This window comes from Streptomyces malaysiensis subsp. malaysiensis (assembly GCF_040653035.1).
GTDB classification, from domain to species: Bacteria; Actinomycetota; Actinomycetes; order Streptomycetales; family Streptomycetaceae; genus Streptomyces; species Streptomyces malaysiensis.
This window is the reverse complement of the sequence record NZ_JBEZNG010000046.1, coordinates 50,394-61,863: the sequence shown is the minus strand read 5'-3', so window position 1 is coordinate 61,863 and position 11,470 is coordinate 50,394. Positions and strand designations below refer to the sequence as shown.

Here is an 11,470-nt window from a genome sequence, read left to right as displayed (position 1 = left end):
CGAGGGCGCGCCCTGGACACACTCGTGGAACGCGTCACCGCCATCTGGCGGGGTGAAGAAGAGGTGGGTCCGGCCCCGGCCACCCCCGCAGGGCCACCACTGTGGTTCGGCGGCACATCGCAGGCAACGCTGCGACGTATCGCCTCCCACGGCACCGGATGGATCGCCGGAACCGGCGGAGACATCAACGAGTTCACCACCTTCACCACCCGCCTCCACAGCCACTGGAAAGAGGCCGGCAGACAAGGACGTCCGCGCACCAGGGCCACGGCGATGTTCGCCCTCGGCGGCCACGCACACCAATCCCTCACCCGCGCCGTCAACGACTACTACGCCTTCGCCGGCCCCGACTACATCCGGACCGTCATCGACACAGCGGCCACCACCGCCGACATGATCCACACAACCGTCACCACCCACGAAACAGCCGGACTCGACGAACTCGTCTTCGTGGGCAACCACACCGACCCGAAACAGATCGACCTGCTCGCCGACATCCTCGGGGACAGACTCACCTGAGGTGACCCCGGTGGTGTGGACACTCTGACAATGGATCTTGCAGATCCGAGGAAGGGTGTCCTGGTGGGACGTATGTCTCCGTATCCGGAGGAGTTCAGAAACGATACGGTCGCGTCACAAGGGCAGCCTTGATGTCACCCGGACCCTCGCCCCGCGACCGGCGAAGTGCGTGCGAGAGTGGGGCGATGAAGACCATCGGGTTGATTGGCGGCATGAGCTGGGAGTCGACGACCGAGTACTACCGGCTGCTCAACGAGCGGGTCCGGGAGCGATTGGGCGGCCTCCACTCCGCCAAGTGCGTGCTGTATTCGGTCGACTTCGCCGAGATCGAGCGGTTGCAGGTGGCCGGGCTCTGGGATGAGGCCGGCGAAGTACTCGCCGACGCCGCCCGGTCCCTGCAGGCGGCTGGTGCGGGCCTGCTGCTGATCTGCACCAACACGATGCACAAGGTCGCCGACCAGGTGGTGGCGGCGGTAGACATTCCGCTGCTGCATCTGGCCGACGCGACAGCATCTGCGGTGCGGACCGCAGGTCTGCGCCGAGTGGGGCTATTGGGCACCGCGTTCACCATGGAGCAGGACTTCTACCGCGACCGCGTGGCCGGGCACGGCCTGGAGGTCCTGGTGCCTGACACGGACGACCGGGCCGTCGTCCACAGAGTGATCTACGAAGAGCTCTGCCTCGGCATCGTCCGGGAGGAGTCCCGAGCGGCCTACGGTGAGGTGATCAGCCGGCTTGTGGCTTCTGGCGCGGAGGGCATCATCCTCGGCTGCACCGAGATCGAGCTCCTCATCAGCCCGGAGCACAGTCCGGTTCCTGTCTTCGCCACCACCCGCCTGCACGCCGAGGCCGCCGTTAACGCGGCATTCGCGTCCGAACGGTAAGGGGCTTTGGAGCGGCGGGCCGGTGCCGGGACTGGTGCGTTTGGAGGCGCGATGGAGGCGCGGGCGGGCTCGGTGCCGACGCCGTGCATCCGCCAGCTGCCGCCGGTAGGGATGCGCCCTGAGTTTCTTGACGTCGACGTGGACCAGGTCGCCGCCCCGGTCGTGCTCGTAGTAGCGGATGGCCTCGCGCAGCTGCTGGCCGGTCGGTGGGCCGAGGTCCCGGAGGCGGCTGAGTCCTCGCCTCACCAGGGTGCGGTGGACGGTCGCGGGCGCGCGTAGGACGCCGTGCAGCCGCTGTAGGCCGGCGGCGAGCCGGGCCGGCCCGTGCTTGGTCTGCCGCTGCGGCGCCTCCACCAGGACGGCGATGTCCTCGGGAGTACGGGCGGGGCCGGCGGCGGGGCGGGAGGAGTGGCCGAGCAGTCCGTTCTCGCCGTGCGCGCGCCGGCGGGCGTACCACTTGGCCAAGCAACGGCGGGAGACCTCGGCTTCCGCAGCGACGTGTGCGATCGGGCGTCCGGCGTCGCTCTGCAGGCACAAGCGCGGGCGTCCCTTCGGGAGTCGGCGGTGGTTCCGGTGTCCCCTGCTGGTGGCGCTCCTGGACTCGGTGGCCGCCGTTCATCGGGAGCCCTGGGATTTCAGGGCTCCCGGGTGAGCTGCTGTGCGAGGTGTCAGCGTGCGAATTTTTCGATGGCCGCCGGGGTGACGGGAGTGAAGAAGTTGACAAGGTTGCCGTCGGGGTCGCGGAACAGCAACGACCGGTTGCCCCAGGGCATCGTGGTGGGCTCGGTGACGAAGTCGGTGACGACGCCGGTCAGGTTCTGGTACACGCGGTCCACGTCGTCGACAAGGAACTCCGTGATCACGCTGTGGTTGTCCGCCGGGCGGGCCGAACCCGGGGCGAACAGCGGAACGGTACGGGTACCGGCGATCGCGAGCGTGGCGCCCGCGGTCCTGAGTTCGGCGAAGTCCTCGGTGGCCCACGTCGCCCGCGCCCCCGTGGCCCGCTCATAGAACTCGACCAGGCGCGCTACGTCGCTGGTGATGATGCGGATCGAGACGAACTCCATGGGAATCTCCTTGGCTGTGCTGGAAGCGTGCACGTCGCAGGCTAGGAGAAATAGTGGACAGAATCGGCCCTGTATTCGCGTCAGGCCGCGGACATGCCCAGACCCACCGGCCACGTGCTGACACTCCTGGAACTGCTGGGCAGTCGGGCGACACCGAACGGTGGCCGAGCTCGCCGACCGGCTCGGCATAGCCTTGAGGTCGCCCGGTGTCAGCTCGTTCCTGCCGCGGTCGGTCGCGCTGCTCCGGGTCCGGGTGAGGATCGCGGGGTGCGCCTGCTCACACGGGGCGCCGACGGCCGTGTTCTGTCCGTCGGAGTCGGTGACCTGGGTGAGCTGGGCGGCCGGGGCGTGCAGGCCGCCGCCGCTGTAGCCGAGGTTGCAGCCAAGGGCGTTGCGCTGCGGCAGGATCGGCAGGAGCCCCTTCTCCGTCGGGGCCCAGAACAGGCCGCGGCCGGTGACGGGGCGGCTGGAAGTGTCGTCAGGACGCAGGTCGAGCGGAGCGTCCGTCTGGTAGATCCACTGGCCCGTGCGGCCGTGCGGCCCCTTGCCGACGTGTTTGACGTGCTTGCCGACGACGGGCAGCCCGCAGGGCACACCGGCCCCCGCGGAACTGGCCAAAATGGCGCGCTCGGGCATGGCGGACGCGGCCCGTGTCGCCCGCTGGGCCGCCACCGCTCTCCGCCTCGGCCACGACGGCGCGAGCTCCGATGACAAGGGCACCCTCTCTGACGCGACCGCCGAACACGCGGCCAGAGATCTCGACCTGACCCTCGCTCAGGTCCGCGCCGACTGGGACACCGCCCGCCTCGCCGGCCTCGTTGAAGTGCACGGCGACAGTGTCCGCCCCGGCTGGCGGCTGCGCGCCTGGGACCGCGACGACAGTGCCGCACTGCGCAGCTGGGTCGCCCTCTTCGACGCGTGGTCACTCGCCCACCCGGAACCCGACCAGCACGAGCACAGTGCCGTGGCTGATGTCGTCTCCGCCATGCCCCAGGTGCTGTCCTTCCTACAGCTGTCCGGCGGGCCTGTACCCGTACCGCAACTCCTCGACCTCCTAGAACAGCGGGTCACCGAACTGCGCGCCGAGCGCTACGACATTCCATACGGTTCTCAGCCCGAGCCGGTCGCTGACGCGGCTGCCACTGACGACACGCCCCTCGCCCCCTCCTCGACTGGGCCCTGCACGCCCTCGCCTCCGTTGGCGCGCTCACCTACGGCGACAGGCAGGCCACGCTCACCCCGCTCGGCAGCTGGGCGGTCTGGGTCAAGATGGAGCAGATCTGCGTCGCCGCGCAGAGCTCCACCGGGAACATCGAGCAGGCGGCCGAGGACATGCTCCGCGGCTGCGCTCCGCTCCGACCGGATGCGGCCCGCGACGAGTACCACACCTGGCTCGCCGCCCGCCCCGTCGGCAGCGCTGTCACCGAACTCCTCGGCGCCGCACGCGGCGAGGACGCCCTGCTGCGTGGGCTCGCCTTCGAGGCGCTTCGCGTCGTCGGCGCCCCCGCCGAGCCCGACGTACGAGCCGTCCTCGACGAGCCGATCCTGCGGCCGTACGCCCTGCTGTGGCTCGCCGAGCACGACGGCGTCGACCTCGAGGACGCCCACGAGGTGCTCACCCTGGAAGAGGCCACCTGGCTGTGGGTGGACACCGCCGCCGCCGCCGACCACGGCGAAGCCCCGCTTCTCGTACGGCACCTGGAGTCCGCCGTGCAGCAGACCATCCCCGTACTGCTCGACGAGGTACGCGCCGCAGGCCACCCGCGCACCGTGCAGGTCCTGGTCGCGCTCGCCGCCGCGCACCCCGACCCCACGCTCGCGGAGACCATCCGCCGCGCCGCCTTCCAGGTGCACACCGGGGCGCCGCCACGCTGCCGCGCTCAGCTGACCCTCGTGGACGACGATCCCCGCACAGGGGCCTCCGTACGACTGACTGTGCAACTGGTGGCCGAGTCCGGGCATCATTGGACCCGCCCTGGTGCCCGTCCCCCGCTGGATATCGTGGCCGTGCCGCTGAGCAGTGCGGACGTTGTGCCAGCCACGGTGCTGTACGGCCCGGGAAACACCGAACCCGCTCAGTTCCGCGTCTCGTGCACGACGACCTCATCGTGGATCCCGATCGTGCCCTGCGGGCGGCAGCCGGACCACGGCGGCGCGATGCCGGAGAGGCACCCTGGCCCTGTGCAACTCCTTCCTCTGGAACAGCCAGGACGTGCACACAGCCCAGGCGATGGACAGCGGCCGCCGCGGCAGGGACCTGGCGGTCATCGAGTCCCCAGGGCGGCTGATGGGCCTTGCCGCACCGCTGGTCGGCGGCGTGGTCATCGCCGCGGGCGGTCAGGCGGCGCTGCTGCTGATCGCGGTGGGCCTGACCCTCGCCGCCCTGGTTCCGGCCCGCCGCATCAGGGGGAACGAGACCATCTCCTGATCTGCGAGGTCTCCGACGGCAGCAGCGCTTCTCCCCACCTGCGCCACGCGCCGACAATGGACGAGAGGCTGGCGCCAGCGTCCGCCCGGGCCTGCACCTGGACGGGTGAGTCTTCGGCACGGGCGGTGCTGCGACCACGTGGGTCTGCGAATCCCTGAGTGAACTCTTGACGTGTCGGGCTTCCACATGAGCCCTGGGGCATCGGGCCGCCGGCCGTGTCCGGGCCGAGATGCGCGGATACTCCCGCGCATCTCGGCCCGAGCTTCGGCCGTCCGCGCGACGTGGCACACTGGCGGCCCAGGCGGCGGTGAACGGGGGGATCCGGTTGGGTCTGGAGATCGAGAGTCGGCCGTCGGAGCTGCCGTACATCGAGAGGGTGTGGCGCAGCCGCAGCATCGAGGTCGGCCGGATGACGTCGATCGCGGCGTCGCATTGGGAGCTTGTCTTCTGGGAGCACGACGGCCAGGCGCAGGCGGCCGTGCTGGGCCCAGAGCCCGCGGCCTGTCTGGCTCCCGTTCCCAAGGACGCCACGTTCTTCGGTATCAGCTTCGCGCTCGGCACCTCGATGCCTCACCTGCCGATCAGCCGGCTTGTGGGTGGCAGCGCGGAGATCCCCGACGTGACGCGGCGCTCCGTGTGGCTGAAGGGTTCCGCCTGGCACGTGCCCGATTACGACAATGCGGAGGCGTTCGTGCGGCGCATGGTGCGTGAGGGCATCGTGGACTGCGACCCGATCGTGCCCGCGGTGCTCGGCGGCGGGGCCCCCGATGTCTCCGAGCGGACCCTCCAGCGGCGTTTCTTCGCGGCGACGGGCCTTACCCGGGGTGCCATCCGGCAGATCCACCGTGCCCGCGAGGCGGCGGTTCTGATCCAGGAGGGGGCGCCGGCGCAGGACGTCGTGCACCAGCTGGGCTATTTCGACCAGCCGCACCTGGCGCGGTCCTTGGCCCGGTTCATCGGCCGGACCGCCACTCAGCTGAGTGCTCCGGACAGGGCGGAGCCGCTGTCGCTTCTGTACAAGCCCTCCTCCCCGGTGCCCGCATAGTCTTCCTGACGTAGCCCACGGGGTCGGCCCGCCCCGGCCGGAGCGCTATTCGGCCGGGACCGGGCAGACGACCCCGAACTCATCACGGAGGAATCATGCGCAAGGTCGTTTCGGGTCTGTTCGTCTCGCTCGATGGTGTCGCTCAGTCGCCGAACGAGTGGCAGTTCGCTTTCGACGAGGAGATGGGCGCGGTGCTGGGAAAGACGCTGGAGACGGCCGACACGATTCTGCTGGGCCGGGCGACTTTCACCGAGTGGGCCGGGTACTGGCCGACGGTGACCGACGGCGAGGACGCCGGCTTCGCCAAGTGGATCAATGACTCGCCCAAGTACGTCGTCTCCTCCACGTTGGACAGCGTGGAGGACTGGGTGAACAGCACCCTCATCAAGGGCGATCTGGCGGCCGCGATCGAGAAGCTCAAGGCGGGCGAGGGGAAGGACATCACCGTCGCGGGCAGCCCCACGCTGGTGCGTTCGCTGCTGGAGCAGGACCTGCTGGACGAGCTGGTACTGCTGATCCACCCGGTGGTGGCCGGCGAGGGCCGCAAGAAGCTGTTCGCCGACGACGCCACCCTGAAGAAGCTGGAGCTGGTCAGCGCTCAGCCGACCAGCAGCGGAGTGATCATCGCGACCTACCGTCCGACGCGCTGAGCACTGCTCGACGAGGGCTGGGTACAGCAACGGTCAGGAGATCGAGCCATATGTCCATTCTGGCGCGCTTCCGACTCCCACGACGACGGGCACCGGCCTCGGCCTGCCCATCGTCCGCCATCCGGTCCACGCCTCCGGCAGCCAGATCACCCTCAACGCCGCCACGCCGAGCGGCGGTCCGCACGCCCAGGGAGCGCGTCACCGCGGCACTGCCGAACTGCGGACGCCCGGAGGGGGAAGCCGCCATGTGTGCGCGGCAGCGATGGTGCCCGGCGTCAGGTCGGGGTCATGCAGGTGATGTCCGATGAACGCCCGGATGCGCAGCACGAGGGTCCGTCTGCGGCTCTCGGGCGGCAGCGACTCGACGGCGTCCACTTCGCGGGCGAGCAGCGCGGACAGCAGGTCGACCAGGACGGTCTCCAGATGAGGGCCATCGGCGGCTGTGTAGGAGCTCCATCGCGAACCCCTCCAGCTCAGATCCGCAGTACGACGACCTCGCCGCTGACCGGCTGGGGGGACCCGCCGTCCCCGCTCATCACGACAAAGACCGACGCCACCCGGGCCACCGTCGTCTCCACCCGCACCTACCCCGGGGTCGACACCACCACCGGCGTCGCCGTGAGCCGGGACCGGCTGCTGGTGACCAACTCCCAGATGTACACCTACCTGGTCCTCGCTGGAGGCGGTGACGGTCTCCTCATCGGGGAACGGGTAGTCGTTGACCTGGTCGCCGCGCCGGGGCCGACAGCCGACCAACCGTCGCGGTGGAGCGGGGAGACGGTGGGTGACTGCGGGCCGCGGGTGAGGGCCACGGCCTCTTCTACGTCTTCGGTCCGGGTGTTGTGGGGCTCTGGCGCCGACGAAGCGGCTTCGGTCGTCGCCGATCTCGGCGAGCACGCGGGCTCCGAGCAGGGGCCCAGGCCGGGGTCGGAACGTGATGCTCCCTTTCGTCGTACCGGTGTCCGACTTTCGTCGTACCGGTGTCCGACCGAGGGCTGATGCAACACCCCACGCGCCTGGGCCAAGATCTTCCGCATGACCTCAGACTTCCGCGCCGACAAGGCCCTGCGCACTGCCTTCGGCCCGGTCTACGCAATGCGCCACGTCAGCACACACATCCTGCTGGCCTGCATCAGCAAGGACGAACAGGTCCAGGAGTTCCTCGCCTCGTACGACCTCACGACGCACGTGATCCGCAGGGGCGTCGGGGAGATGGACGAGGAGCCCGGAAGGGTCGAGGTTCCGTTGGCCGAGCAGGAGGACCGCTCTCTCACGCTCAGCACGGCCGGGGCCACGGCGCTCGCCCGGTGCCAGGAGCAACCGCCCGTGACCGGTCAGGGCGCCGAGCGCTCGCCGGCCGATCTGCTGGTGGCCATCCTGGACGACCCGTCCTGCGGAGCGGTGAGCTACCTGAACGGGTGCGGGGTCGACGTCGTTGCGCTGCAACGGGCCGTGCGGTCGGGACAGGTCCCTGTCGTGGAGGACGCCGTCCCGCCGGAGCTGCGCTCCACTCGCGACGCCTTGGTGGGCCGCCGCCGCTACAAGCCCCGTGAGCTGGGGCAGTTCTGGACGACGCTGCTGGTCAAGGTAATGCCGTTCAACGCCGCGGCGCACCCGGTGCTGTGGGCGCGCCTGGAGGCCGGGGAACTCGCCAGACAGCACGGTGGGAAGGTCCGCACCGACGATGTCCTCCTGGGCATGCTGCGGACGTACGCGGTCGCGCAGGCCTACCCGCACCTGACGAAAGAGGCGAAGGCCGACTACGACGGGGGCCGGGTCCTGGTCGAGACGGGGGTGGACCACGACCGGGTGCGTGCGGTCATGGCGAGTACAGACCTCGGCCAGGACACGGTGCCGCCGGGCGAGTTGCTCAAGGACACGATGGCCGGCGGTACCTCCGACCTGCTGGACCGGCTGCTGAGCGAGCCGGGCAACCGCAGTGTCCGGCTGTTGGCGGCGCTCGACGTGGAGCCGGCCGGTCTTCGGCGCCCCGCCGGTTCCTGACCACTGCTGGATTCTCGACAGCGGACACCTGGGTGACCACCGCTTCTGCCAGGTCGTCGCTCAGAATCACGCCTGCCACCGCACCGGCCGACACGGCTCGTACCCGTCCAGGGCGCGGGCCGCGTAGGCGATCGTGACGACCACGATCACCCAGGCAGCCGACACCCGCGGCTCGCCCGTGGTGTCCCAGGGACAGGGTCGCGTCATTGCCCCGCCAGCTTCGCCAACCAGGGATGTCCGGGATGAACACGCGTCAGCCACCCGCTGAGAACGTCACGCCGCGCCTGGCTCAGCAGCGGCAGGACCCCGTCGAAGTCCGCTTGATCTTTGGGCCGTGTCGCCTTCGCTTTGAACAACAGCACCAGCTCCGGCATCAGGTAAGGGATGCCGTTCGCAGTCCGCTTGATGATCGCGTCATACGGCAGCCGCAGGCTCTCATCTCGTCGGCAGATCCACATCCCGCCCTCGTGCGGCTCACGGAAGACGTCGAACAGGAACTGACCGCTCGCCGGATCCCGCAGCCAGGTCTGATGCGTAGCCGCGAGCGCCTCGGCCCCCGCCCACACCCGTCCCGAGCCCACCGCGTCGAACACATACTCAGGGAAGCGGCCCCGAATCTCCGCGAACCCCGCTGCCGGCACCGCGATCTCCAGATCGCCGTGAGGCCGCGACTGCCCTCCGCGGAACAGATCCAGTGCCCACCCTGCCGTGATGCACCAGGGCACGCTGACCCCGCCCAACCGCTCCGCAATCTGTTCGGGCCGCCAGGCATCCGCCCACCGAGCATCCAGCTCGTCCGCATCAAGAACGTCGCCGCCAGGCGGCAGAGAATCGCTCATCGGGACAACTTACTGCCATTACCCGACCGAGGTGCGGCTCTTCGGCCAGGCCCGGACCACGGCCGCCACCAGGGAGAGGCGCCGCCGGTTGGGGCGTGCCCGGGTCAGGTCCGGAAGCGGGAGAGCCGGCCGCCGGCCTTCAGCGCGGCCTACTCGGCTTCCCGCTCCGCGCGGCGCCGTTCCTTCTCGCGCACCGCTGCGCACCGACGGGCGAGGGCTGTGTCCCGGCGGGGGGTTGCCGATCGCGTCCAGAAGCGGCTGAGCACGTGTACGTGTGGTAGCCGCCGTACTCGTCGTACCAAAATCGTCCTGGGGCGACGGTGACGGTCAGGAGACGGTGCGTGGCCACGTGGCCAGCAGCTGGAAACAGACGGGGGGCACCTTGCGGCTGACCGTCACCATCCCGGCCAACAGCCGCGCGGTGATACGGGTGCCTCTGACCGACGAGGACCACCGCGTCCAAGCCCCCACCGAAGCGAGGAAGACGCAGGTCACCGACCAAGTGGTCTCATACCGAGTCGGCTCCGGGATCTGGACGTTCACTGTCCAAGCCCCTTCACGGTGAACGGGACGGCCCTCAGTGGCCGGCCATGCTGAGGTTTCCCGGGCCTGCTGGAGCGGCCGGGCAAGGTGCCCCTCATGCGGCGACGAACAAACTCAAGACCGACTCACTAGGTGAGGGCCGCTTGCCAGGAGGTGCCGTTGCTGGTGGCGTCGCCTTGCAGGCGGTCGCGCGCGGCGGTGTCGCCGTACAGGCTCCAGCGGAACCAGTCCAGGAAGGTGTTCTTGGTCTGGGCGTAGTACCGGTAGTCCGGGGTCAGGTACTGGCCGTGGTCCGCCCCGACATGAGTGAGGAACGCCTTGGGCGAGGGGAGCTCCGCGTATGCGGCGCGCGCCGAGTTGTAGTCGCAGGTCGGGTCGTGGTCACCGTGGATGAACAGCACCTTGGCGTGGAGGCCGGCGGGGTTTCCCATGTCCACGCAGGCGACCGGTACGGCGGCGACGATGCGGTTGTCCGGCCAGGCGGTGAGCAGGCCGTGGGTTGTCATCCCGCCCATCGAGTGGCCGGACACACCGACACCGGCACGGGTGTCGATGTGCCCGGCGAACGGGTCGCCCGCAGTGGTGTTGAGCGCCAGTGTCCGGGTGAGGACCTCGGAGACGTCCTTCGACCAGTTGCCGTTGTAGACGCTGCCGATGTTGGTGTTGTCGGAGAACGAAGGGGCGGGGCAGATGAAGCCCGCGGCGGCCAGATCGTGGGTCTGCGAGGAGTAGCAGTCGGAGTTGCACCCCATGCCATGGCTCCATTCGGCGATGGGGAAGACGCCGTTGGCGATGGGCGCGTTCGGGATGGGGTTGCCGCCCGCGGCACCGGAGGCCGGGTAGAAGATCTTCGTGGTCAGTTGGCGGTTGCCGCGCGACCAGTTGAACTGGCGCACGCCGATGGCGAACTGCGCGGTGGGGGCCTGCCGCGGTGAGGCCATCCGTGGTGACAGGGTGCCGGCGGCCGCGCTGCCGCCGAGCAGGGACGTGCCCACGCCCGTGGCCGCGGCCACGCCGAGACCCAGTAAGGAACGCCGTCGCATCGACATGGGTGACTCCTTGTTGTGTGTAGGGGGTGAGCGGGCCACACCGGCGCGGTGCACCAGCGTGAGAGGGGGATCCCGCGGAGGTTGCTCAGGGGGTTGGGCCGTCGTGTTTGGCCCCTGGCCCATGAGGCAGGAACCGGGCGCTCAGGAGTTGTTGTTGGTCTGGGTGATCATGGGGTCGGGCGGAGGTCCGCCATCCGAATGTCGCCTGGTTCTCGGTGACCGGCACGGCGGCGACGCACGGGTGCCTTACCGGTACGGGTGGTGCGAGTACGGTCGTGGGTGATCTGGAAGAAGGACATCGCGAGCGGGTCCAGTTCGCCAGGATTCGAAATGTCGGACAACGATCGACAAGCTGAACAGGAAGCGGTGGCAGATGCCTCCAAGGAGCGTCAGTCCGGCGGCGGCGCGACCACCATCGCCGGAGGCGCGACCCCAGCGGCAG

10 protein-coding genes and 4 pseudogenes are annotated in these 11,470 nt (G+C 69.6%); 8 read left to right on the top strand and 6 right to left on the bottom strand.

The window, feature by feature from the left end; genetic code table 11:
* The coding region (locus AB0E24_RS43790; RefSeq protein WP_359385461.1) for an LLM class flavin-dependent oxidoreductase at positions 1-519 on the top strand (519 nt) is incomplete at its 5' end.
* Between the two features lie 185 nt (positions 520-704).
* Positions 705-1,403 carry an aspartate/glutamate racemase family protein gene (locus AB0E24_RS43785; RefSeq protein WP_359385459.1) on the top strand — a complete coding sequence of 233 codons (699 nt, stop codon included), beginning with the start codon at positions 705-707 and terminating at the stop codon, positions 1,401-1,403.
* A gap of 372 nt (positions 1,404-1,775) precedes the next feature.
* Here the strand turns inward: AB0E24_RS43785 and AB0E24_RS43780 are convergent.
* Positions 1,776-1,940 (bottom strand): annotated as a pseudogene (locus AB0E24_RS43780) (helix-turn-helix domain-containing protein); the annotation flags it as partial.
* A 131-nt stretch (positions 1,941-2,071) separates the two neighbouring features.
* A complete protein-coding gene (locus AB0E24_RS43775; protein WP_100808902.1) occupies positions 2,072-2,470 on the bottom strand; it encodes a VOC family protein in 399 nt (132 codons plus the stop codon).
* 619 nt (positions 2,471-3,089) lie between these two features.
* On the opposite strand from AB0E24_RS43775, the pseudogene AB0E24_RS43770 reads away from it, so the two are divergent.
* The 4 genes and pseudogenes from AB0E24_RS43770 to AB0E24_RS43755 form a co-directional block, all read left to right on the top strand.
* Positions 3,090-4,330: pseudogene (locus AB0E24_RS43770) on the top strand (hypothetical protein); the annotation flags it as partial.
* A 352-nt stretch (positions 4,331-4,682) separates the two neighbouring features.
* On the top strand, positions 4,683-4,898 hold the full coding sequence (locus AB0E24_RS43765; protein WP_162496067.1) for a hypothetical protein: 216 nt from the start codon (positions 4,683-4,685) through the stop codon (positions 4,896-4,898).
* Positions 4,899-5,205: 307 nt separating this feature from the next.
* Entirely contained in the window at positions 5,206-5,943 is a 738-nt protein-coding gene (locus AB0E24_RS43760) for a helix-turn-helix domain-containing protein (protein WP_359385457.1), read from the top strand.
* A gap of 95 nt (positions 5,944-6,038) precedes the next feature.
* Positions 6,039-6,593, top strand: a complete 555-nt coding sequence (locus AB0E24_RS43755; protein ID WP_174885681.1) for a dihydrofolate reductase family protein — start codon at positions 6,039-6,041, stop codon at positions 6,591-6,593.
* 743 nt (positions 6,594-7,336) lie between these two features.
* Here the strand turns inward: AB0E24_RS43755 and AB0E24_RS43750 are convergent.
* Positions 7,337-7,423, bottom strand: a pseudogene (locus AB0E24_RS43750) (ATP phosphoribosyltransferase); the annotation flags it as partial.
* 205 nt (positions 7,424-7,628) lie between these two features.
* Between AB0E24_RS43750 and AB0E24_RS43745 the strand changes: the two are divergent.
* Positions 7,629-8,597 carry a hypothetical protein gene (locus tag AB0E24_RS43745; RefSeq protein WP_359385455.1) on the top strand — a complete coding sequence of 323 codons (969 nt, stop codon included), beginning with the start codon at positions 7,629-7,631 and terminating at the stop codon, positions 8,595-8,597.
* 66 nt (positions 8,598-8,663) lie between these two features.
* Here AB0E24_RS43745 and AB0E24_RS43740 read toward each other — a convergent pair whose 3' ends face one another.
* Both AB0E24_RS43740 and AB0E24_RS43735 read right to left on the bottom strand, forming a co-directional pair.
* Complete coding sequence (locus tag AB0E24_RS43740) at positions 8,664-8,804, bottom strand: hypothetical protein (RefSeq protein WP_359385453.1); 141 nt, start codon at positions 8,802-8,804, stop codon at positions 8,664-8,666.
* A complete protein-coding gene (locus AB0E24_RS43735) occupies positions 8,801-9,436 on the bottom strand; it encodes a nucleotidyltransferase domain-containing protein (RefSeq protein WP_359385451.1) in 636 nt (211 codons plus the stop codon). Before AB0E24_RS43735 ends, AB0E24_RS43740 begins: the two co-directional genes overlap by 4 nt.
* A gap of 325 nt (positions 9,437-9,761) precedes the next feature.
* Here AB0E24_RS43735 and AB0E24_RS43730 point away from each other — a divergent pair.
* Positions 9,762-10,001, top strand: a pseudogene (locus tag AB0E24_RS43730) (alpha-L-rhamnosidase C-terminal domain-containing protein); the annotation flags it as partial.
* Between the two features lie 106 nt (positions 10,002-10,107).
* Here the strand turns inward: AB0E24_RS43730 and AB0E24_RS43725 are convergent.
* Positions 10,108-11,028, bottom strand: a complete 921-nt coding sequence (locus tag AB0E24_RS43725; RefSeq protein WP_107474682.1) for an alpha/beta hydrolase family protein — start codon at positions 11,026-11,028, stop codon at positions 10,108-10,110.
* Positions 11,029-11,470 lie beyond the last annotated feature (442 nt).

What these genes read in the sequence shown, in the direction of transcription:
- AB0E24_RS43755 (WP_174885681.1), top strand. Translation starts at nt 6,039, where the DNA reads ATGCGCAAGGTCGTTTCGGGTCTGTTCGTCTCGCTCGATGGTGTCGCT.
- AB0E24_RS43740 (WP_359385453.1), bottom strand. Translation starts at nt 8,804, where the DNA reads ATGACGCGACCCTGTCCCTGGGACACCACGGGCGAGCCGCGGGTGTCG.
- AB0E24_RS43745 (WP_359385455.1), top strand. Translation starts at nt 7,629, where the DNA reads ATGACCTCAGACTTCCGCGCCGACAAGGCCCTGCGCACTGCCTTCGGC.
- AB0E24_RS43785 (WP_359385459.1), top strand. Translation starts at nt 705, where the DNA reads ATGAAGACCATCGGGTTGATTGGCGGCATGAGCTGGGAGTCGACGACC.
- AB0E24_RS43735 (WP_359385451.1), bottom strand. Translation starts at nt 9,436, where the DNA reads ATGAGCGATTCTCTGCCGCCTGGCGGCGACGTTCTTGATGCGGACGAG.
- AB0E24_RS43775 (WP_100808902.1), bottom strand. Translation starts at nt 2,470, where the DNA reads ATGGAGTTCGTCTCGATCCGCATCATCACCAGCGACGTAGCGCGCCTG.
- AB0E24_RS43725 (WP_107474682.1), bottom strand. Translation starts at nt 11,028, where the DNA reads ATGTCGATGCGACGGCGTTCCTTACTGGGTCTCGGCGTGGCCGCGGCC.